This is a genomic window from Herbaspirillum sp. GCM10030257, assembly GCF_042666555.1.
Taxonomy (GTDB): Bacteria; Pseudomonadota; Gammaproteobacteria; order Burkholderiales; family Burkholderiaceae_D; genus Noviherbaspirillum.
This window is the reverse complement of record NZ_JBHTDH010000006.1, coordinates 18,450-39,972: the sequence shown is the minus strand read 5'-3', so window position 1 is coordinate 39,972 and position 21,523 is coordinate 18,450. Positions and strand designations below refer to the sequence as shown.

At 57.4% G+C, this 21,523-nt stretch carries 18 protein-coding genes and 1 tRNA gene; 5 read left to right on the top strand and 14 right to left on the bottom strand.

What is annotated here, in order from left to right; all coding sequences use genetic code 11:
* Positions 1-143: 143 nt before the first annotated feature.
* On the top strand, positions 144-548 hold the full coding sequence (locus ACFQUU_RS10915; RefSeq protein ID WP_057288863.1) for a transcriptional regulator: 405 nt from the start codon (positions 144-146) through the stop codon (positions 546-548).
* 53 nt (positions 549-601) lie between these two features.
* Here the strand turns inward: ACFQUU_RS10915 and ACFQUU_RS10910 are convergent, their stop codons facing one another.
* From ACFQUU_RS10910 to ACFQUU_RS10875, 8 genes are all read right to left on the bottom strand, one after another.
* The gene (locus ACFQUU_RS10910; RefSeq protein ID WP_382246838.1) at positions 602-1,399 is read right to left on the bottom strand and encodes a helical backbone metal receptor; all 798 of its coding nucleotides are present in this window, start codon (positions 1,397-1,399) and stop codon (positions 602-604) included.
* The gene (locus ACFQUU_RS10905) at positions 1,396-2,175 is read right to left on the bottom strand and encodes an SDR family oxidoreductase (protein ID WP_382246835.1); all 780 of its coding nucleotides are present in this window, start codon (positions 2,173-2,175) and stop codon (positions 1,396-1,398) included. The genes ACFQUU_RS10910 and ACFQUU_RS10905 overlap by 4 nt, the downstream gene beginning before the upstream one ends.
* Positions 2,176-2,372: 197 nt before the next feature.
* Positions 2,373-3,038, bottom strand: coding sequence for a thiol:disulfide interchange protein DsbA/DsbL (locus ACFQUU_RS10900; protein WP_382246832.1), 666 nt, complete (start codon positions 3,036-3,038; stop codon positions 2,373-2,375).
* A gap of 64 nt (positions 3,039-3,102) precedes the next feature.
* A complete protein-coding gene (locus tag ACFQUU_RS10895; protein ID WP_382246829.1) occupies positions 3,103-3,774 on the bottom strand; it encodes an SPOR domain-containing protein in 672 nt (223 codons plus the stop codon).
* Between the two features lie 96 nt (positions 3,775-3,870).
* Complete coding sequence (argS, locus tag ACFQUU_RS10890) at positions 3,871-5,598, bottom strand: arginine--tRNA ligase (RefSeq protein WP_382246826.1); 1,728 nt, start codon at positions 5,596-5,598, stop codon at positions 3,871-3,873.
* Positions 5,599-5,664: 66 nt separating this feature from the next.
* Positions 5,665-6,069: a gamma-glutamylcyclotransferase family protein gene (locus tag ACFQUU_RS10885; RefSeq protein WP_382246823.1), complete on the bottom strand. Its 405-nt coding sequence runs from the start codon at positions 6,067-6,069 to the stop codon at positions 5,665-5,667.
* Positions 6,070-6,168: 99 nt separating this feature from the next.
* Positions 6,169-7,398, bottom strand: a complete 1,230-nt coding sequence (locus ACFQUU_RS10880) for a diguanylate cyclase (protein WP_382246820.1) — start codon at positions 7,396-7,398, stop codon at positions 6,169-6,171.
* 122 nt (positions 7,399-7,520) lie between these two features.
* Positions 7,521-9,752, bottom strand: coding sequence for a S8 family serine peptidase (locus ACFQUU_RS10875; protein WP_382246817.1), 2,232 nt, complete (start codon positions 9,750-9,752; stop codon positions 7,521-7,523).
* 312 nt (positions 9,753-10,064) lie between these two features.
* Here ACFQUU_RS10875 and ACFQUU_RS10870 point away from each other — a divergent pair, with 312 nt between their 5' ends.
* Positions 10,065-12,743: a GNAT family N-acetyltransferase gene (locus ACFQUU_RS10870; protein WP_382246814.1), complete on the top strand. Its 2,679-nt coding sequence runs from the start codon at positions 10,065-10,067 to the stop codon at positions 12,741-12,743.
* Between the two features lie 75 nt (positions 12,744-12,818).
* Here the strand turns inward: ACFQUU_RS10870 and ACFQUU_RS10865 are convergent, their stop codons facing one another.
* The 3 genes from ACFQUU_RS10865 to ACFQUU_RS10855 form a co-directional block, all read right to left on the bottom strand.
* Positions 12,819-13,943 (bottom strand): ATP-binding protein, encoded by a 1,125-nt coding sequence (locus tag ACFQUU_RS10865; protein WP_382246811.1) that lies wholly within the window; start codon positions 13,941-13,943, stop codon positions 12,819-12,821.
* A 177-nt stretch (positions 13,944-14,120) separates the two neighbouring features.
* On the bottom strand, positions 14,121-15,251 hold the full coding sequence (locus ACFQUU_RS10860; protein ID WP_382246808.1) for a methyltransferase: 1,131 nt from the start codon (positions 15,249-15,251) through the stop codon (positions 14,121-14,123).
* Between the two features lie 161 nt (positions 15,252-15,412).
* Positions 15,413-15,811 (bottom strand): aminoacyl-tRNA synthetase, encoded by a 399-nt coding sequence (locus ACFQUU_RS10855; RefSeq protein ID WP_382246805.1) that lies wholly within the window; start codon positions 15,809-15,811, stop codon positions 15,413-15,415.
* An 824-nt stretch (positions 15,812-16,635) separates the two neighbouring features.
* On the opposite strand from ACFQUU_RS10855, the gene ACFQUU_RS10850 reads away from it, so the two are divergent.
* On the top strand, positions 16,636-16,866 hold the full coding sequence (locus ACFQUU_RS10850; protein WP_382246803.1) for a hypothetical protein: 231 nt from the start codon (positions 16,636-16,638) through the stop codon (positions 16,864-16,866).
* A gap of 151 nt (positions 16,867-17,017) precedes the next feature.
* Here the strand turns inward: ACFQUU_RS10850 and ACFQUU_RS10845 are convergent, their stop codons facing one another.
* From ACFQUU_RS10845 to ACFQUU_RS10835, 3 genes are all read right to left on the bottom strand, one after another.
* A complete protein-coding gene (locus ACFQUU_RS10845; RefSeq protein WP_382246800.1) occupies positions 17,018-17,305 on the bottom strand; it encodes a PsiF family protein in 288 nt (95 codons plus the stop codon).
* A gap of 315 nt (positions 17,306-17,620) precedes the next feature.
* Positions 17,621-18,664 (bottom strand): plasmid replication initiator TrfA, encoded by a 1,044-nt coding sequence (trfA, locus tag ACFQUU_RS10840; RefSeq protein WP_382246797.1) that lies wholly within the window; start codon positions 18,662-18,664, stop codon positions 17,621-17,623.
* A gap of 957 nt (positions 18,665-19,621) precedes the next feature.
* Positions 19,622-19,697: transfer RNA gene (locus ACFQUU_RS10835), tRNA-Arg, on the bottom strand.
* 393 nt (positions 19,698-20,090) lie between these two features.
* Between ACFQUU_RS10835 and ACFQUU_RS10830 the strand changes: the two genes are divergently transcribed.
* Both ACFQUU_RS10830 and ACFQUU_RS10825 read left to right on the top strand, forming a co-directional pair.
* Complete coding sequence (locus ACFQUU_RS10830; RefSeq protein ID WP_382246795.1) at positions 20,091-20,294, top strand: hypothetical protein; 204 nt, start codon at positions 20,091-20,093, stop codon at positions 20,292-20,294.
* 314 nt (positions 20,295-20,608) lie between these two features.
* On the top strand, positions 20,609-21,523 hold the full coding sequence (locus tag ACFQUU_RS10825; protein ID WP_382246792.1) for a c-type cytochrome: 915 nt from the start codon (positions 20,609-20,611) through the stop codon (positions 21,521-21,523).

Sequence of the window (21,523 nt, the reverse complement as noted above, 5' to 3'; positions counted from 1 at the left end):
AAGACAATAATGCCTTCGCCATGACTAAAAATAGAGAATACGCTTCCAAGAATGTGTTACCTTTCCTTTACATCTTTCGTCACAACAAGTACCTTTAAAACATTGACTGACTGTCAAGGCGTGTCATGGAATAGTGCGCGGTCATGAATCCATCAATCGAACGAGAAGGCTTTAGCGAACGGCTCCAGCAGGCATTGCGTAATGCCGACTATTCGCCGGACAGTCCCACCCAACTGGCACGTGAGTTCAACATCCGATTTGACGGCCGCCCCATTACGGTGCACGCGGCACGCAAGTGGCTGGTAGGTGAAGCAATTCCAACCCAGGAAAAGCTGCGCGCATTGGCCCAGTGGCTAGGCGTCCCGGCGGAGTGGCTGCGCTTTGGCGGTGAGGCCTCGCATTCCGGCCTTGAAGGCGGGAGCGCACCATCACGCTTCGAATCGGCCGACGTCAAGCTGATCAGCGACCTCCAGCGACTCGATGAACATCATCAGGCTCTGGCCCGTGAATTTATCCGCATGCTGGTAAGGATGAATCGTCAAAAGTAAGCCAGGTGATGTAAGGTGCCTGTCCAATCTCAGACTTCGACGTTCTGGACAGGCTATCCGCCTGCTGCCAGCGCACGCAAATAGCGCAGGCCAGCGACCGCCCGACTGCCGTACCAAGACATCATTTCTCCATCGACCAGCAGAACCGGTTTGCCGATCTGCTTTTCCAACGCATCGACATGCTCTTCAGTAAAACGGTAGGGTTCGCTCGACAGCAATACGCCATCGATTTGTGCCGCCACGGCATCGGACCACTCAAAACGCGGATAACGCGCATCGCTGCCTGCTGGCGCCCACGCCTGCCAGCCGATCTCGGCCATCATTTGCGCAATGTAGGTGTCGCGCGAAATCGTCATCCATGGATCCTTCCAGATGCAGTACAGCAGGGTTTGCGGCGGTCCCTTGGGCATTGCGCGCAACGCGGTGTACTCGGCTTCGAATGCGTCGCACAGTGCTTCCCCGCGATCGGCGACGCCGAAGATGCCGCCCAGCAGCCGGTATAGCGCCAGATTGTCGCGCGGTGCCAGAGGATGAGTAACCACGACATGGGGAATGAACTGCGCCAGCGTGTCGACGGTCGGTTTTTCATTTTCGTCGATGTTGACGATCAGGTGCGTCGGCGCGAGGCGGCGGATTTTTTCAATGTTCACATCTTTGGTGCCACCCACCTTGGGAATTGCGCGTACGGCCTCCGCCGGGTGGATGCAAAAACCGGTACGCCCCACCAAGAAGGGCGCCAGTCCCAGCGCGCACAGCAATTCGGTGATCGAGGGCACCAGCGACACAATGCGCGGCGCAATGCCGGTGGCAATTGCTTCATGCACTTGCCCGATGGCGTCGGTATAACTCATGACTTGCGCGCCTTGTGCGGAGCACGGGCAAACGCCGCATCGTACAGCCAGTTCGGCATTGCCCGCAGCAGTTTGGCAACCACCCCCATCTGCCAGGGAATGACCCGATAGCTGGTGCCGGCCGCGATGGTGCTGACCGCCTTGTCGGCGAATCGCAGCGCGGGCATCAAGAAAGGCATTGGATAGGCATTCACCTGCGTCATCGGGGTGTCGATGTAACCGGGTGCGATGGTCACCACCTTGATGCCGCTGGCGCGCAGTTCCACGCGCAGCGATTCGCAATAACTGATGACCGCTGCCTTGGATGCGCAATAGCCGCCGGCTCCCGGCAGGCCACGGATGCCAGACACGCTGGCAATGCCGACCAGGCGGCAATCGTGGCTCCCGGCCGCGGCCTGTCGTTTCATCGCGGGCAGGAAGGGTGTGAACGTGGCCACGGTCGCCGTCACATTGGTCGCGACAATGCGCTCGAACACAGGCAGGTCTTCCGGGAATTCGGTCCGCGTACCTTGCGAAATGCCGGCGTTGGCGATGACGACATCGACACCGCCGAAGGCATGGATGAAGTCGGCAGCCGCGGTACGCAACGCCGCATGATCGGTAACATCCAGCGGAAAGATCCGGTGTCGTTCAGGGTACGGCAGACCGGCGACTAGCGATTGCAGCATGTCCGGGCGCCTTGCAGCGAGGCCCAGCACTGCACCCTGGGCGGCATAGCGCGCAGCAAGCGCTGCCCCCAGACCGCTGGAGGCGCCGGTGATGAATACGCGTTTCATGTTGTCCCTGGTTTCATGTTGGCCCTGATGCGTTGGTATGTCTTGTCTCTTGCCAAGCTGCATTCTGGATAATTTTACGCCGCAACGCCGGGCAATCTTCAATGGGGGTTAAAAACAAAAAAGTCCGCCCTCATATGAGGGACGGACTTTTGTCCATGCCGGAAAGCCTTGCATTCCGGCGGATCGGCCGATCAGGCTTATTTGCCTTGCTTGCTCTTATTGACCAGCCAATCCGCAACTTGCAGAGTCGCCGCATGCAATACGGGCTCCGGCTTGTTGCCGATGCTGGCGCTGACGATGGCCGGCGAGGTCAGATAGCGGCCGTCGATGGCGAGCAGCGGCACGCCGTCGATCTGGTAAGCCTGTGTCAGCTGGGCGGCGCGCTTGACTTTGCTCTGCACGCCAAAGGAGTTGTAAACCTCCAGGAATTTCTGCTTGTCGATACCATTCTTGGCAACGAATTCCGCGATCTCGGCATCGGTGTCGGTACGCTTGCGCTGTACATGGATAACATTGAACACCTTGGCATGCAGCTCGTCCAGCTTGCCCATGGCTTCCAGCGTGTAATACAGCTTTTGCTGCGGCACCATCGACTCGCGGAAGGCGACCGGCACGCGTTTGAAGACGATGTTGTCGCCCTGTTTCTTTACCCAGGCCGCCAGGTCGGTCTCCAGCGCACTGCAGTGCGGACATGAATACCAAAAGAATTCAGTGACTTCGACTTTCTTGCCGGAGTCGGTTTGCTGAGGCTTCTCCAGTGTGCGGTAATCGACGCCATTTTGCGGATTGTCAGGGGCGGCCTGCGCGCCTGCCGCCAGCAAGCTGATGGTCAGTGCAGCCAGTACATGTTTCAGAAAACGCATAAAATTCCTTCAATTTCTCTGGTAAGTTCTTGTTCGGATCTTGCAGGCTTGCTACTTTAGCCGATCATTTGGCAATGCGCACGATTGCGGCATCGACACCATTGTCAGACAACTTCCCGCGTACCTTGTTCATTGCGTCCAACTGGCTGAACGGGCCGACACGTACCCGGTACAACACGCCGGTATCGGCCTGACGCTCGGAAATCTTCGCTTCCACGCCCATCAATGCCAGTTTGGCACGAATGTTTTCCGCGTCACTCTGCTCACGGAAAGCACCTGCCTGCAGATAATAACTCCACTTGTCGTCCACGTTCTCGGCCTTGGTTTCCGCCTTGGCTTCGGCATCGGCTTTCGCCGGCTTTTCGCTGGTCGACTGGTCGAACACCGGCGCCTTGCTATCGGCCTTCTTGTCCTGCTTGGCATCGAGCTTCGGATCAACCTTTACTTCCGGCTTTTTCTCGGTCGGCTGCGCCACAGCGGTGTTGGTTGGCGCTTCTTTGGTTTCCTTTCCTTCTTCCGCTGGTTTTTTCGACTTGGCGCCATATAGTGGCCTGTTCGGATCGGCTACCTGACCCGAGGTCGGCTCAGCCATCTTTTGCCGACCCGACTTGTCGGTAAACGGCATCGGTGTCTTGGTGATCACCATCGCGACACCAAGTGCAATGCCCAATCCGATGATCAAGCCGATGATAATGCCTAAAATTGTTCCGCCCTGTTGCCTGTTGTACTTGTGCATACTTCCTCAATAACGTTACACCGACATCGGTCCGGACATTGACGTTCATCGACGATCAATCGTCAATCAATCTACAACGCTGCGCCGGACCCATGCCTACATTCGCGCAGGCGCCGATACCCCGATCAGCGCCAGACCATTGCGCAAGACCTGGCGTGTCGCACACATCAGTGCCAGTCGCGCCATCTTTATGGACACATCGTCAACGAGTACGCGTTCAGCGTTGTAGTAGCTGTGGAGCTCGCCGGCGAGGTCACGCAGATAGAACGCTACCTGATGCGGTCCGAGTTCGTCGAGTGCTTTTTGCAGCATCTCCGGATATTCGGCGAGCTTGGCGAGCAGCGCCGCTTCGCGCGGCGAAGTCAGTGGCGAAACGTCCACATTGTTCAGCGTGGTTTCATCTCCGCCCCACTGTGCCATCACCGAACAGATGCGGGCATGCGCGTACTGCACGTAGTAGACCGGATTCTCGTCGGATTGTGACAGCGCCAGGTCGACGTCGAAGGTGAATTCGGTGTCGGCCTTGCGCGAGATGAGGAAAAAGCGCACCGCATCGCGTCCGCGTGTCAGATCACGTTCGCCCTGCTCATTGACCGCGTCGCCGGCCGACCATTCGATCAGGTCGCGCACGGTGACGTAGGAACCGGCGCGCTTGGAAATTTTCACTTCCTCGCCATTTTTCATCACCGTCACCATCTTGTGCAGCACATAGTCGGGATAGCCTTGCGGAATGCCCATATCGACTGCTTGCAGGCCGGCGCGTACGCGCGCGATCGTGCCGTGATGGTCGCTGCCCTGCACATTGATGACCTTGCCGTAACCGCGTTGCCACTTGGTGATGTGATAAGCAACGTCCGGCACGAAATAGGTATAGGTGCCGTCGGACTTCTTCATCACACGGTCCTTGTCGTCACCATATTCGGTGGTGCGCAGCCACAGCGCGCCATCCTGCTCGTAGGTCTTGCCAGCCTTGACCAGCGCATCGACCGCCGAGGCGACCTTGCCCTCGGTGTAGAGCGAGGATTCGAGATAGTAATTGTCGAACTTGACGCCGAAGGCCAACAGGTCGAGATCCTGCTCATGGCGCAGGTAGGTGACTGCGAACTTGCGGATCGATTCGATATCGTCGACGTCGCCGCTGGCGGCAACCGGCGCGCCGTCGCTGGCAGAGACGGTTTTCTTTTGCAGGAAATCGGCGGCGATGTCAGCGATATAGTCGCCGTTGTAAGCCGATTCCGGCCAGCCGGCGTCGCCCGGCTTGAAGCCCCTGGCGCGTGCTTGCACCGACAGTGCCAGATTGCCGATCTGGACGCCGGCGTCGTTGTAGTAAAACTCGCGGGTGACGTCATAACCCTGGGCAGCGAGCAGCGACGCCATCGCATCGCCAAGCGCCCCCTGGCGGCCATGGCCGACATGCAACGGACCCGTCGGATTGGCGGATACGAACTCAACCATCACCTTCTTGCCGGCACCGACATTGCTTTTGCCGAATTGTGCAGTTTCAGCGAGCACTGTTTTCACCACCGCCTGCTTGGCAGCGGCCGCCACGCGCAGGTTGATGAAGCCGGGGCCGGCGATATCGGCCGATTCGATCAGCTCCCCCTTGTTGGCCAATACTGCCGCCACGATGGCTTGCGCCAGTTCACGCGGGTTTTTCTTGAGCGGCTTGGCAAGCTGCATCGCGATGTTGCAGGCGATGTCGCCGTGCGCCGGGTCGCGCGGGCGCTCCAGCACGACATTGGGTTGCAGTTCGGTGCCGGCAATGATCGGCGCAAGCGCCGCCTGAAACAGGTCGACTATCTGTTGTTTTTGTGAAGCGAGCATGGGAAAAATAGCGTCCGGCACGCGGCCGGGCTTGAGCAATTGGGGAAAGCGGCCATTATACCGGCTCTACTCTCCCAGTTTTTCACGGCAATACGAACCGATGAAGCGCTCCATCTGGAACGCTTCCGGCAACCATGGTGAATCGGACAACTTTTCCGGCAGCAGGTAGAGATAGGTGTGCGCTTCGACCGTTTCGCCGGATTCCAGCGTTACACCGACCGGCACGCGCCGGTATTCGTGGCCTTCAAAGGCATCCAGGGCAGCAACATCGGGCGCCGATACCTCGAAGTACAGCAAGCCGGCGACCTTGCTGTCGGTCTGGACGATGACGCCTGGGTAAGTCTCGTCCTTCAGGGCAAAGCGGGAATGGCCGGCAAGCGTGGCAGGTGCCGAGCGGTAGTTGCCGCGTACCACACGGTTCCAGACTTGCGGGAACATCAGTGAGCCATAGGTAAAAACAGGAGTGGACATGAAATGGGTTAACGAAGATAACGGAGATGACTGAAGTCTGCGGATCAGCGACCAAAGACCTTCGATTGTAGCGCCACAACAGGCGTTGGCAACACGCCCCTATTGCCGCATTGCCATCGTTTGTTCAGTCATCACAACCTGGTTCCGGCCCTGTTCTTTCGCCTTGTACAGCGCGGCGTCGGCGGCTGCGACCAGGTCGGCCGGCTGTAAGGTGTCGGATGGGAGCAAAGCTGCAACGCCGAAGCTGGCGGTCACTCCGGGGGCGACTTGCGAGCTGGCATGCGGAATCTGGAGATCGATCACGCCCTGGCGCATTTTTTCAGCAATCGCCACGGCATCGGCGGCGCTTGCGGCAGGCAGCAGGGCCACGAATTCTTCGCCGCCGAAGCGGGCCACCAGATCGGCCGAACGCTTGGGGACCGAACGCAGCACACCAGCGACCTGCTGCAGGCAGGCGTCGCCGGCCGGATGTCCGTAGTGGTCGTTGTAGTTCTTGAAGCTATCGACGTCGATCAGGATCAGGGCCAGCGGGTAGTTTTCACGGCGCGCACGTCCCCATTCGATACCAAGCCGCCGGTCGAATTCGCGGCGATTGGCCAGCTGGGTCAGGCCGTCCTCCGCCGATAGCTTGGCAAGCAGCTCCACCGCATGACTCAGCTCTTCGTTGCGTGCATGTTCGCGCGCTCGGGCCAGGTAGGCGCGGCGCTGATCCTGGTCCATGCGGAAATTGGCGAACAGGCTGATCACCACCGCCGACAGGCAAAACAGCCAATTGTTGAAACGTACATGAGGCGGCATCAGGGGCAGATTGCTTAGCGTCAGTCCGTACAGGATGACGAGGATCACGGACGTCCAAAGGGCGCTCCGAAAACGCTGGTTCACGACGATATTGCCAAACAGGATAATCAGCGTGACCCCGGTCTGATAATGCATGGCGTTGGGATGTGAACTGAGGCCGGCGATCCATGGCAGGCTGGCGCCGCCGATTACGATGGACAGCGAGATGGCGATCTCGCGCATCACAAGGCTTTTCAGCTTGTACACGGTGAAAGTGCACAACAACATCAGTGGAATCACGAGCAGAAAGCGTATCGCCCATGCCTGTTGATAAATGTCGGGCACCATGGTTTTGTCGCTGATAGCAAAAGCGCCATACAGCACGACACCGGCCACCCCGGTTCTAATCATCCGGCCTTCACGTACGCTATCCATTTCGAGCTGATAGGCACGCTCTTCCTGGCTTGAGAATTTTTCGCTGCGGCTCCAGAAATTGCCAGCCCCTTCAGCCGGTGGAACAGTACGGTCTTCTGATGCGGTATCGCGTGACATAAATGGGGCGTTAAGCCTCCGAATACAGATGCTGCGAGATTAGCGCCGTGCGCACCCGGCGTCCAGCGCCGCGATGTGCGGCATGCGACTTCAGCACGCGATTGGCAAAAATGGCAACGCGATCAAAAGCGTGCGGTATAGCGCAACGCGGCCAGCTTATCCATAGGCGCATCGGCAATATTGTTGGGATCACGGCGCAGCATGAACATCATGCCAACAGTCGCCAGCCTCCCGGCCGGCGACCGGTAGTTCAGCTCAGCCCGGGTTTCACGACCGGTCGGCACCATGGAGAATACCGTATGCTCGCGCGCCTGATTGGCGGCAAGCACATCAAGCGCAAGACTGCCGGCATAGGTGCGCATCGGTTGCGCAACCGAGATACTGACGCGATCTCCCTCCCGGAAGCGATCGGCACCGACCAGCGCCAGCGAAAACGCATTGGTACGGGTTGCGGTGACTTCGGTGATCAGGCTGTCGACGATACGTCCGCCCGGTGTGATGCCGTAGGCAGCCTGCCCCGCCAGCGCCAGGTTCGGGGTCAGCATGAGCGCCCCGGCTAACTGCACCGAATTGGTCGATGCACGATTGGCCAGGCCCAGCATGCCGCTGGAATACGACCCGAGGTAGGCATTGCTTTCGCGCGTCTGCGACATCGAAAACGACACCGCTGCACCATCGAAAGATTTGGACAGCTCGAACACGCCCGCCTTTGCACGTGGCATGACGGATGATGGCAGATAGATATCGGGTGAGGCGACCAGCAGATTGTCGCTGCCACCATCGATGACGCCGAACTTGAGTTTCACGCCATGAAATTCCTGGGCAAATCCTGCATGCGATGTCGCTGGCAACAACGATAGATAGGGATTGGACAATGCACTGATTTCCGCCAGCGACATGGATGACGACGGCTTCAGTGCTGCAGCACCGAAATAAGCGCCTGCATATCCGCCCAGCGCAAATGCGGTTTCCATCCCGCTGCTTGCCTGCCGTTGCAACGACAGCGCCGCTAGCCGGCGACGCGGCGCATCGGCAAACGACAAGCCCATTTGCTGTCGCCGGTTTTCGTAGGCCAGCGACAATTCGCTGCCATCGGCGAGGACTTTTTCGGCGACTTCGATCCGGCGATCCATATCGCCGATTGCCCTGTCCAGCGACAATGATGTCGGTCTTGCCACAGTGGCGCCCAGGTCGATGCCAAAATCTCGTTCAAAATCATCCCTGCCGACCACGCGCAACTGACCGGACGTCGCCAGGCTCCAGATTTTGCTGGTGGCTGATGATGGCTGGGTAAGGCCGGCAAGGACGCTGACCCTCTTGCCGTTGAAGGTCGTGGTGGTCAGCATGCCAATCGGCTGCATCGCTTTTTCCACATTGAGCAAGCCGCGTCCATAGATTGGATCGATACCGGGTGCACCGAGATCGGTGGCGGTCACCAGCAGGATCGTGGCGACCTGATCGGCGCGCAGCGAAGGCCACATCTGCATCAGCAGTGCGGCAGCCCCACTGACTAACGGCGCTGCCATCGAGGTACCGCTCATGGTCGCATACTGATCGTTGCGATAACTGGAGTAGATGCTGACACCGGACGCGACCAGGTACCACGCGGCGACGTCGCCGGCCCGATTGGAAAACGACGCCATCTTGTTGGACGCATCGACCGCGCCGACGGCAATGATCTGGTTGTTGGCCCAGGCTTCCCGCGCAAAACGTGCAGGCCATCCAACCGACGGGCTGCCATCGTTGCCGGCCGATGCAACGATCAGCAAGCCGCCCTTCACGGCCTGCTGCATTGCGCGTGAATCATAGACGCTGGAAGCGCCAAGGCTCATGTTGACGATCGAGGCCTTGCCGATTGCATAACGCAGGCCGATGTCGAGCGCCGCGGTCGAACCACTACCGCGATCCGGGAAAACCTTGATCGGCAACAGCGTGGCATCGTACGCCACGCCCGATATGCCCCGTCCGTCACGCGCCGCCGCAATAATGCCGGTGGTATGTGAACCATGTCCGGAACGGTCGGTGACATCGCTGCTGCCATTGACCGCATTAAAGCCGCGCAGCAGCCTGCCTGTCCGCGAAAATTCCCGATGATCGGGGCTGATGCCAGTATCGAGCGTAGCGATCGTCACGCCTTTGCCTGTAATCCCTAACCTGTATGCATAGTCGGCGCGAATGCGCCCGATGTAAGCAGAATTACTGCGTTCCGTTTCGAGCGCACTGCGGGTGGTTTGCACCGCCGCTCCAGACATCATTTCAACCGGATCGGCTGAGGCCGGCATGGCAAGGGCAGCACAGGCTGAACACACGGCCAACGACATGAAGCGGGGAACAAGCAAAACGGGGCTCGACATTTTTTACCATTGCGTTATTGCATGTTTCCATTGTGCATGCATTGCATCGCGCTGCAAATGAAATGCTGGAACACAAACCCATGGCAGTCGTCATGCAGCAACAGCATGTCGGAACGACAATCCACTTCTGCTCCCATTGCTCTGTTCGCAGTGCATCGCATGACGCAATGCATATGGGTCGCGACTACTTGAATGAAGGTTGAAAGCGCTTCAACCCAACGTTACGAAAGCGCTGAGAAGCTTTACGAGAACGACACCACGTTGAATGTTGTCTTGTTAAACTGGCACCCATCACACGTGTTGGCGAACAGCATGGAAAAACACACTCTCTCTCCCTTGTTTTCACCCGCATCGATTGTGGTCTTCACCGGTGACGAGCAAAGCAGCACACAAACCGCTTATGGCAAATTGCTTGCCGCTCAATTACGCGCATCCGGTTATACGGGCCGCGTAAGCTTTCTCGACATCGGCATGAGTGGGACCTTGAGCGAACTTGCTCAGTCACAATCCGACCTTGCCGTCATCGCATTGCCCAACGAGCAACTGGCTGATGCGCTCGAAGTCGCGGCCCGCATCCACAGCAAGACGGCATTGATCGTCACTAGTGGTGTGGACGCCGCGCTGGCGCGTACGCTGCAAACGATTGCAAAACAACATGGCATTCATTTGCTTGGCCCCAATTCAATGGGCTTCCAGCGGCCCGGCATGGCACTCAATGCCAGTACGCTTGGACCGCTGGGACAGAAGGGCTCGCTTGCACTGGTGTCGCAATCCGGCGCACTGGGCTCCTCGATCCTGGACTGGGCGGTCAAGAACGGCGTCGGCTTTTCCACCGTAGTATCGCTCGGCGCCAGTACCGCGCTGGATGTTGCCGATGTTCTCGATTTCCTGGCGCAGGACCGCGCGACACAAAGCATTGTTGTCTACCTGGAAGGCATACGCAGCGCGCGCCGATTCATGAGCGCCTTGCGTGCGGCAGCGAATGTCAAACCGGTATTTGTGCTGAAGGCCGGCCGCAAGCCGGCCGGATCGACTGCAGCGCTGACGCATTCCGGTGCTATCGTCGGCAGTGACGATGTCTTCGATGCCGCCCTGCAGCGCGCGGGGGCCGTGCGCGTGCGGACGCTGGTGCAATTATTCACTGCGGCCAAGGGCTTATCGGGACGCAATCTGCCGGCAGGCAAGCGCCTCGCCATTATCAGCAATGGTGGCGGCCCGGGTGTGCTGGCCGCCGACTGGACCAATGAACTCGGACTGGAGCTTGGTGCGTTGACCAGCGGAGAGGCTTTTGCGCTCGCGAAGGAGCTATCGCCGCTGGCCCATCTCGAATCGGTACTGGACCTGGGCGAAGACGCCGGTGCCGCGCATTACCATGCCGCGGTCGCCGCCTGTGCCAAAGGCAGCCAGATCGACGGTATCCTGGTCATCCTCGCACCCAAACCGGATCTCGACACGGCAGCGGTGGCACGCGCGCTTGCCGATCTGCTGCCTTCCATCGGCAAGCCGCTGGTTACCTGCTGGATGGGTGACGAGCGGGCGGCGGAAGCACGTTCCATTCTCAGCCGCGCCAGCATTCCGACCTTCCGCACGCCGGAGGCGGCGGTTGATGCCTTCAGCAACATCGCTGCCTTCCACCAGAACCAGCAACTGCTGCACCAGACACCGCCACCCTTGTCGCCACTGGCCAAGCCCGACCTCGAAGGTGCCCGCATCCTGGTGGAGAGCGTGCTCGCTGAACGGCGCAAGGTGTTGACGGAAATGGAATCCAAGGCCTTGCTGTCCGCTTTCCATATCCCGGTCACCAAAACCATGCTGGCACGTTCGGCCAGCGAGGCGATCCTGATCGCCAGTCAGCTCGGTTATCCGGTCGCGCTGAAAATCGACTCACCGGACATTCCACACAAATCCGATGTGCTCGGTGTCGCGCTCAACCTGCAGAACGCGGCCACGGTGCGCGACAGCTGGCATGACATGATGGCCACCGTCGCGCGCCTGCGCCCGGATGCACGCATCAACGGGGTGACCGTACAGAACATGTCGGGCAAACCGCGTGGTCGCGAACTGTATATCGGTGTCACGACGGATGAACCCTTTGGCCCCGTCATCTCGTTTGGTGCGGGCGGCACCATGATCGAGTTGATCGGCGATCGTGCCATTGAACTGCCGCCGCTCAATCAGTTTCTTACCCAGCGACTGGTAGATCGCGCCCGTTCGGCCGACACGCTGGGTACATGGCGTGGCGCACCGCCGGCCCATCGCGAATCGCTGGAGCAGATCCTGTTGCGCGTATCCGAAATGGTGTGCTCGCTGCCGCAATTACGCGAGATGGATATCAATCCCGTTATCGTTGACGCAACAGGATCGCTGGTGGTCGATGCACGCGTCGTGATCGACCATGTGTCGCGCGGCACAGGAGATTATCCCCATCTGGCGATCCTCCCCTATCCGTCAGACCGCGAAGAGGAATGGCCATTGCGTGGCGGTGGCAGCTATACCGTACGGCCTATCTATCCGAACGATGCCGAAATGCTGCAGGACTTTGTGCGGCGCCTGTCGGCGGAAAGCCGTTACATGCGCTTTGTGTCCACGATGCGGGAATTGTCGCTGAAGATGCTGGCGCGCTTCACACTCATCGACTATGACCGTGAAATGGCCTTGGTGGCGATCTGTCGTGAGCGTGCGCCTGACGACGATGCAGGCGGCTTCAAGGAAACCGAACGCATCATTGCGGTCTCTCGTTATGTCACCAATCCGGATTTCACCACCTGTGAATTTTCACTGGCGGTAGCGGATGAGTTCAACGGCCAGGGCATCGGCTCACGCATGCTGCTATCCATCATGGATGTGGCACGCAGCAAGGGACTGTCGCAGATCGAGGGGCTGGTCCTGTCCAGCAACGTTCCAATGCTGAAGCTGATGCGCAGTCTTGGCTTTGAGGTGCGCCGCTTTGAAGAGGACCCGGATTTCAGGCTGTGCGTGCGGGCATTGTAATGATGATTGTGCGTTGCGCCTGCAATCGCAGATATCTCAGCAAACTCAGGGACTGCTTTCAATCCGCCTGAGACGCTACTTCTTTGAACGAGGCAAGGTAAATGTAAACACTGTCCCCTCGGTGTCCGATGAGGTTGCGCTTATCTCTCCATGATGGGCGTGGACGATTTCGCGCGCGATGAACAATCCCAACCCTAGGTTGGCAGGCGGCATCAAACTGTCATCGTCGTCGTCACCGACATGAATCATCGGGTTGAAGATCACTTGCAGGCTTTCTGCGGAAATGGCGGGTCCGTGGTTTCGCACCTGCACTGTAATGGCATCGGCATCGCCATGGGCGCTGATATCCACCGGCAGATTACGCGCGCCATGCTGGACGGCGTTATTCAACAGGTTCCACAGCACCTGGCCAATGCGCTCCCCATCGGCAACGCAATCCATGAGGCCGGAGACTTCAAGATCGAATTGCCGTTTTGGATGCGCCTCGCGTATCTGCTCCAGCGCTGATGCACACACTTTGCCTAGATCGCATGGCGCGGGGAAAACAGGAATACCCTTGCCCAGGCGCGAACGGGTGAACTCGAGCAAGTCCTTGATCATTGCACTCATTGCCGCAGCACTTCGCCCGAGTCGTACAGCGGCTTCATTGAGCCTGTCCTGCGAAATGCCGGGTGTCGCCAGATACTGGCTGGTCATGATGATGGCGCTCAGCGGAGTACGCAGGTCGTGTCCGAGGACGGCGAGAAACATATTGCGCGAGCGTTCCACTTCTTGGGCATAACGCGCCAGCGAATCCGCCATCGCCTTGTCGACGGCATCATTGAAACGCAGCATCTGTGTGAATGCCTGCTCATCCTTCGCGAAGTCGTGTGCAATCCATGTACGCAAGACGTTATCGCGCAACGCATGAAATTCCGCACTCACCTGATGCAATTCGAAGCCGGCCGCATGGCGAACCGCGCCGTGTTCGGCTGCTGCGGCATGGCAGCGTGCCTGGGCAATGGGTGCTTCGTTTGCTGCCTGACCCGGTTCGGCCAGTGTCTCGATATCAGCCGCGATGCGTTTGAGAATGTCGTGGAAATGATCGCGCAGCGCCACCGGCGTCATCGTTCGTGCAGCAGGCAGCAAGGTAGAGGCGAACGTTTCCCACTCCGCAACGATCGGTCCGATGTTGTCGTTGATGAATGTGGAAAGTTTCACTACGTCTCCAAGGCAAATACGGGGCGGCATTGAGCCCCGCTGTAACAACGGGGATCTACGCTGTTGTTGACAGGAATCACTTCCCGTCAAAGACACGCCATTTTACTAGCTGGACACAAAAATGCGCAGCACCGTCAGGTTTCTTGCCGTTTTGGAAAACACTTGCGTCGCAAAACGCTAAGCAAGCCTGAGGCGCCAAAGCGAAGTCACTTCAGCGACGCGGGCCTGATGCAATGGGTCTTCAGTATCAACGGCCTTGGGATGACGCGGCCGCACATCAATGCGGGCCTCCACTTTAAGCCCGGCGTGGCTAATCCATTCGAGCAACTGCGCGCGCGGGCGCAAACCAAGGTGCTCGGCGAGATCCGACAAAATCAACCAGCCCTCTCCCTTCGGTTCGAGATGGCCAGCTAGTCCGTCGAGGAAACCTCGCAGCATGCGACTGTCCGGGTCATACACCGCGTATTCAATCGGTGAGCTAGGACGCGCAGGCACCCATGGCGGATTGCAGACGATCAGAGGCGCACGCCCAGGTGGAAACAGGTCTGCCTGCAGGATGTCGACTTGTTGCTGGTAGCCGAGACGCGCAATATTGTCGCGCGCGCAAGCCAGTGCCCGCGCGTCCTGGTCGGTCCCGACGATATGCCGCACACCGCGGCGGGCCAGCACCGCCGACAGCACCCCGGTGCCGGTCCCGATATCAAACGCACGTTCGGTCGACGGCAAGGGTGCGTTTGCCACCAGGTCGACGTACTCGCCACGCACCGGCGAAAACACCCCATAACAAGGATGGATACGTGCGCCGAGAGCAGGAATGTCGACCCCCTTCTTGCGCCATTCGTGCGCGCCGATCAGACCCAGCAGCTCGCGCAGCGAGGCGACATAAGGCGCGTCGGCCGCCCCATAAGCTTCTTCGCAGGCCAGGTGCACATCGGGTGCGCGCCGCAGTGGAATTTCATGGCCGGCATTAAAGGGCAACAACAGCATGCCCAGTATGCGTGCGCGTTGCGCTTGCGCCTGCCGGTGCAGGTGGAAGGTCTGCGCCAGAGATGGCGCCGGTGTGCGACCTTTTTTCGGCTTGCGGTCGACACGCCGTGCAAGTGCCTGCAGCAACTGACGGGCATTCTGGAAATCGCCGCGCCACAGGAATGCAGTGCCTTCGCATGCCAGCCGATACGCACTATCAGCCGTCATCCGGTCGTCCGCAATCACCACCTTCTTGGGCGGTGTCACGCCAGCTTCGGATCGCCAGCGCGCGGAATGCGGCTGGCCATTCTCTTCCCAGCTAATGGTGGGCAGCTCGGTCATGCTGCGGCTCCCGGTACACACAAATGGTCGGATGAAAAATCGGGAGACGGCTGGAACATGGATTCCTGGGGGCGAAAGAGGATTGGCCGGTATTCTAAGCCGGAAAACGGCGGGAACCGGTAAGAAGCGCAGCACACAGCGCGAAGTGCCGACCGATAAGGTCAAGATCGATGCGATATCGGCGAAACAGGATGTCCTGACGTCGAAGATCCATGCTTATGGCCAGTGTGATGTTCGAGATGGCAGATTACCGCCTTTACAATGGCGGTCATGATGGCGCGTTCCTTCGACGGATGATCTGAGAAGCGAACGGTCGACGAACCAGCGATCACACAATGCGGCTCCGTGCTACCTTCGTCAGCGACAAAACGCAACCCAATCCCGTAACGTGCGATCAGCGGTCCGCAAGCTGCCCAATCACGCGTCCATTGCGGCATTGCCTGCGTCCCTTCCCACAGGACGCCAGCGCTTTCATAGTATTCCTCGACCTCATGCCCGAGCAGCTGCGCCAGATGGCGTTCTTTGGCCACACAGCTGCGGAAGTATTCTTCGTCGCTCATGCGCATCGCGGTCTCCGTCCAGTTTTTTATCTAGTTTATCCGGGTACTACGAGGATATAGGAATTAGATGCCAGAATGTCTAGTGGTTCATCCGGTTTCGAGACGCGCAACGTCAGTGCGCGTCTTAAAGGCCAATCCGGCACCCAGCCGCTCAAACGCAGGCGAAAAAAAACCCGCAACCTTGCGGTAGCGGGTTAATCCAATTCTAGGAGAGTTGGAGGAGACAGTTCTCACTATAGATGTGCTGCAGCATACTGTCTTCTTTATTATCGTGATGACCGGTATAGCTGGCGGTGATAACTGTCCCTACTTGTCCAAGGTTACGCGAGGTATAAAAGGAAAAGCCCGCGCAATCTGTATCGCGCGGGCTTTTGTTTGTCTCCCGTCCTTCCTGAGGCGGATTTTTTTGTGCTCGAATATTACACCGAACCTTGGCATTTACCCAAGTTGCATTGCAGCGAAGTCATCGGAAAGGCTTTCCTAGCCGCCAAGCAGATGCATAAAAAGCTCGTCAGAGCAAGATTTTGAAACGATACGAGAGTAGATTCCTCAAAGGGTAACTTATCTGAAAAGTAACCTCATTTTGATGAAACTACTCTCGTATTGTCGTTCCTAGTGGAAACGCATGAAAAGGAATGTGGAGTGACGGCTGTGGAATACCTATAGAAGCACATCTTGCATAAAAGCCAACATACTGCCAGCAACAAAGGTAAGTTTTCCTTAACGCTACTGAAAATCAACACAGGAAGGCAATAAGATGCATTTTTTGTACGAAATACGCCAGATGTCCGTTTCCGTGTTCGTACCTCAATTTGGAGTAGCCTATGTCAACAGTGATTCAGCATCGCGGCATTCGTATCGTTACGTTGTCCGGCAACGAAACGATAGTCGAGCACTGCAAGGAAGGCGACATTGTCCTAGTCCAGGACAATACCGGCTGGTGGACCCATTTTGTCGGACCGAACGGCGAGACCGAAGGTTATGACACTGCATTCGAAAGTTATGACAAAGCCTTATGGACGGCGAAGGCGGCGGCGGAATTTTCTGCCGAATAGCAAGCTGCAAGCAGCCTGTGATAAATCTGAAGAAAACAGTCCACCGGCGGCACTGCTAAGCATGCCGCGCTGTAGATGCTTTTTCCTGCGTCAAGCTAAGTGGACGCAGGCTTTATCGGGCCGCTAGCGAACAGCGGCCCGTGGAGCAAGGTCAGCCTTTTTTCAGGCAAGCGCTCATAAATTTCTTGCGCTCGTCGCCAGTCTTGCCCTTGGCTTCGGCATTACAGGATTTCATCTTGTCCTGCTGTGCCTTTTGCGCTTCGCTGACCTTGGGTTTGCTGCTCAGGCAGTCCTTCATAAAGGCCTTGCGCTCCTCGCCCTTTTTGTCGCCGGCATCCTTGTTGCAGGTTGCCATCTTGTTTTGCTGCTCAGTCGCCGCGAATGCGGGCTGCAACAGCATGGGAAGTACGAGCGCGAGTGCGCCTGCAAGTGCTTTCATGGTTCTCTCCTGGTGGTACGTTTTTTAGAGTTATGGTCGACCTTGCGGTCAACTAAATTACAGCACACTTCAGGAAGCAGATGCAGCCGCTTCACTGCTTGTTTGACGCCACGGCAGCAGAAATAGTGCCGCCGTGGATTTGCGTTACCTCATTGTGTTGTTGAGGTTGCAATAAAGCGACAGCAGGCAGGCCGACAGATGGGACGAATGATTAAGGATCGCCGGACTACTTATTCAGGTACCGGAATGGGTCGACGCAACACGCAGTCATCGCTCGAAACACGATAGCCATCGCGGCAGGAGCGGCAGGATGGATCAGGCAGTCAGCTGCGCGACTTGCTGAGCACGCGTTGCGCGCACCACGGTGACTACATCTGTCATCGGATCAATCTTCCAGGACTTAAGAAAACCCTGCTCAACCAGCAGGTCGAGCGCCTTCTTCAAACCATTGCGGAAATGGTAGAGCTGCTGCGCTGACGAGCCACACAGGCCCTTCAAGGTTTCGACCTTGTAGCCAAAGGGTTCACGGTGGGTAAAGTAAAAACCATGCAGCCACTTCGCAAGCGGTGATCGCAATTTCAAGCGCTGGCGCCAGTCCAGCTGGGTATAGGCATCAGCGCCGAACAGTGTGATGAGCTTCGGATTAAGTCTGACCTTCCACTGCCTGTCGGTCTCATCCTTGAAGGTAAATTCCTGCACCAGCGTACCACCGTAACCACGCTTGCCCGAACCAGCATCAAACCGGATCTCCACCGCATTGGCGGTCAGGCGCAGAATGCACAGGCGCAGGCGCTCATAGGAAGGAGAAGAGGTCGGCCAACCCATGGACTTAAGCATTGAATAGGCGGTGAAGGATACCTCGTGACCCAGCGGCTGGCTGCGCGCCAGATGAACCAGGTTCAGGAATACGTCTTCGTCGTCCTGGCGCAGCTCCTCGCCGGTATAAAAGATTTCGACCCCCTTGACCGACGTGATCGGCCTTTCCTTCAGGTGCTGACGTGGCTCATTCTGGCGAGCGACGCTGAACAGGGCGGAACGTGCGAGAGGATTCGGTAAGCCGCGTACCTGGTTTTCCCATAGAGGCAACTGGATAATGTTGAGCACCTGCTCGACGTCGCGGCGCACCGCATCGGCCGACACGTCATCATTCGGGTCGAGACTCATCTGAACCTGCCGGCCGCTGCCCTTGCGTTTAGCTGCGAGCGTTTCCTCAATTTTTTGCAGCGCATCGCTAAGCGGCTTGTGCTTGATCCCTGTCGGCGGCATGGCATTCCATCCATTTTCGTTGTCAGGAAGCAAGGTATCACGCCTGCACGCGTATCCCGAGCGTGGAGCGTCGTCGTTGTAGCGTTGAAACACGTATCTCGAGCGTGGGTCGAGCAGCGATTGTGGCGTACAAATAGGCACTCCATCGTTTCTCGAGCGTGGGTCCGCGCACTGAATGTTGTCTGGAGACTGGCATCGTCGCTCGAGCGTGGGCAAATCTGTTTTCAACATACCTGGAGCGATCGAAATTGGGACGTTAGACAGGCGTTGACCGGTTTGAAAAGCAGTATTGATATCGTATTTCGAGCGTGCACATCGTGAGCGTCCGGCTGTTGTGTTCAACACACGTATTCCGAGCGAGGAAAACGCCAGTCAACACCACAATTATCGTTGTTCCAGCGTGGTCAAAACATGTTCTATCGTGCGCCGAACGAGGTGAACTGCGGCTCTCAAACGAAATTCCTCGTTTCTCGAGCGATAAAACCGGCGAAAACAAAGGTATTGCCTGCGATGTTTTGTATCGGACATCAAAAATTCATTCCTTAAACTCGTTTTTGCGTCGTTAGCAGATAAAAATTATCGTGTTTGGAGCGTGGATACCCATCGTTCCCCAACCGTTGAGACACGTCGCTCGGGCGAGCATGGCCCGTTCGTGGAGCGTGTGATGCTCGTTTGTGGAGCGCGGCAGACACGTATTTCGAGCGCAAAAGATTAAGAAGAAATTTTTTAAAATCAAACACTTGCAAAGATTTTTTGGCTACTTAATCTGGTTTTAATCTTTGTAATCAACGAAGCAGCAACGCTCGAAACACGTGCCTCAATGGGCCGAAGGGCATGGAAGGAAAGAAGACGAAGAACTACCTGTGCACTCAGAGTCAACGCGATAGTCGTATAAAGATGTGCTGAGGGATACGCACCGCGTCGAAGCGGCAAACTTGCCGAGTCGGAACTTGATTTAATGAGGATACCGCGAAGGAGTTACCGCTATTGCGCAGCGACTTGACTCAACACAAGGTTGTTGAGATCAAACAGAATAAAGAAGGAAATTAATGGCGCGGCTGGCGGGGATCGAACCCACGACCCTTGGCTTCGGAGGCCAATACTCTATCCACTGAGCTACAGCCGCGTAGGAGGAACGGTGAAGAGGCTGAAGGATACCGGTTTTCCGGTGGCGCGTCCATGCGTACGGTCGACTGGCCTGTGCATCTCAATAAATGCCATGGATTCCTCCTTGTGCAAAGAATGGGTATTCAACGCACTGACAGCCATATTTCGTACCGGGGAAACCGGCATTCAAACTGGTCATGAGGTCTCATCCATCCAGCGATGACTGATCGACGCCGCCAGTAAGAACGAAGAAGTTACGTATTCCTAGTTAATCATTTCTTGCCTTTAGATCCATCCGGAAACACTGTTCTTTGCGCATTTGACCGATTCGAACCAAGCGCCCCGCTCTTTTTGTGACTAGTCAATAGCGTGGAACTTATTGACAAGAAAATAATAAAAAAGGGAGGCGACAATGAATATCGATGAACTGAGGTTGATGGCGGATGAGAAAACCAACGATGCAAAAGCGCGCCGGCAGCGTCGCAAGCGTAACGAAGCTTTCCGCAGCAAACTGGTAAAGCAGCGTGCGTTGCAATCCCAACACCGGTATCTGATGCTTTCTATCGGCGCAGCTGTTGTAGCCTGGACGTTTGCCGGAATCCAAGCCCTACGCTAGTCTTTGAACATTAGTTGGGCTGCCTGCATGTGGAGCTATAGCTGGCTCGGAAGTAGCCTGTACTTCTTTGTTCCTTTCTCTGCACACACCATCCTTTCGACCACTTAATAACCGTAGGTACAGGCATGACGGCCCCGACGGTTATTCCATTTGATTTGCCCTCTACGCGACGCCACAGCCAGCGCATTTCCGTTCCACACCCTGAGCTTTCCGACTATAATCAAGGGTTTTGCGAGGTGTTGCGCTGCAGTTGGAGAGAGCCCCAGGCCATTTGCACACCCGCCCACCGGTTTTGAAAATGTACTGAGGGAATAATGAGCAACGCACACAACGAACACGAATCCGTTATCAAGACGCCGAAGCAGCTGGTTGCTGCTGTGATTGCTGCGTTCCTGATACCGATCATTTGTATCATCCTGCTGGTTCAGTATGTCTCCAACGAGTCAAAATCGGGGGCCGGCTCCGACAGCCTGGCGCCGGAAGCGGTCGCAGAGCGTCTCAAGCCGGTCGCCGATGTCGGCTTCACGCTCAAAGATGCCAACGCACCCAAGGTTTTACAAACTGGCGAAGCTGTTTATAAAGCTGTTTGTGCTGCCTGCCACACGACGGGTGCCGCGGGCGCGCCAAAAACTGGCGATGCTGCCGGATGGTCGTCACGTATCAGCCAAGGTCAGGCCAAACTGGTTGAAAACGCGATCAAGGGCATCCGTGCCATGCCAGCCAAAGGCGGCAACCCGGATCTGGACGATGTGGAAGTCGAACGCGCCGTGGTCTTCATGGCAAACCAGTCGGGCGGCAAACTGAAGGAACCGGTTGTCAAGGAAGCGGCACCGGCGGCCGCTTCGGCAAATGCTGCACCCGCAGCCAGCGAAGCAGGTGCACAGACCGCATCGGCTACCCAACCGTTAGCATCCTCGCCGTCGCAGCAAACGCAGGCAGTAGCCGCAGCCGGCAGCGCTGCTGCTCCCGCAGCAGCAAAAGCAGACGGCAAGAAGGTCTATGATGCAAGCTGCGCAGCCTGCCACGGTCCAGGCGTTGCAGGTGCGCCGAAGGTCGGCGACAAGGCAGCATGGACGCCACGCATCCAGCAAGGTTCCGCAACGCTGTACGAACATGCAATCAAGGGCTTCCAAGGCAAAGCCGGTATGATGCCTCCGAAGGGCGGCTCCTCTGCATCGGACGAAGAAGTCAAAGCTGCAGTCGACTACATGGCTGACGCAAGCAAGTAA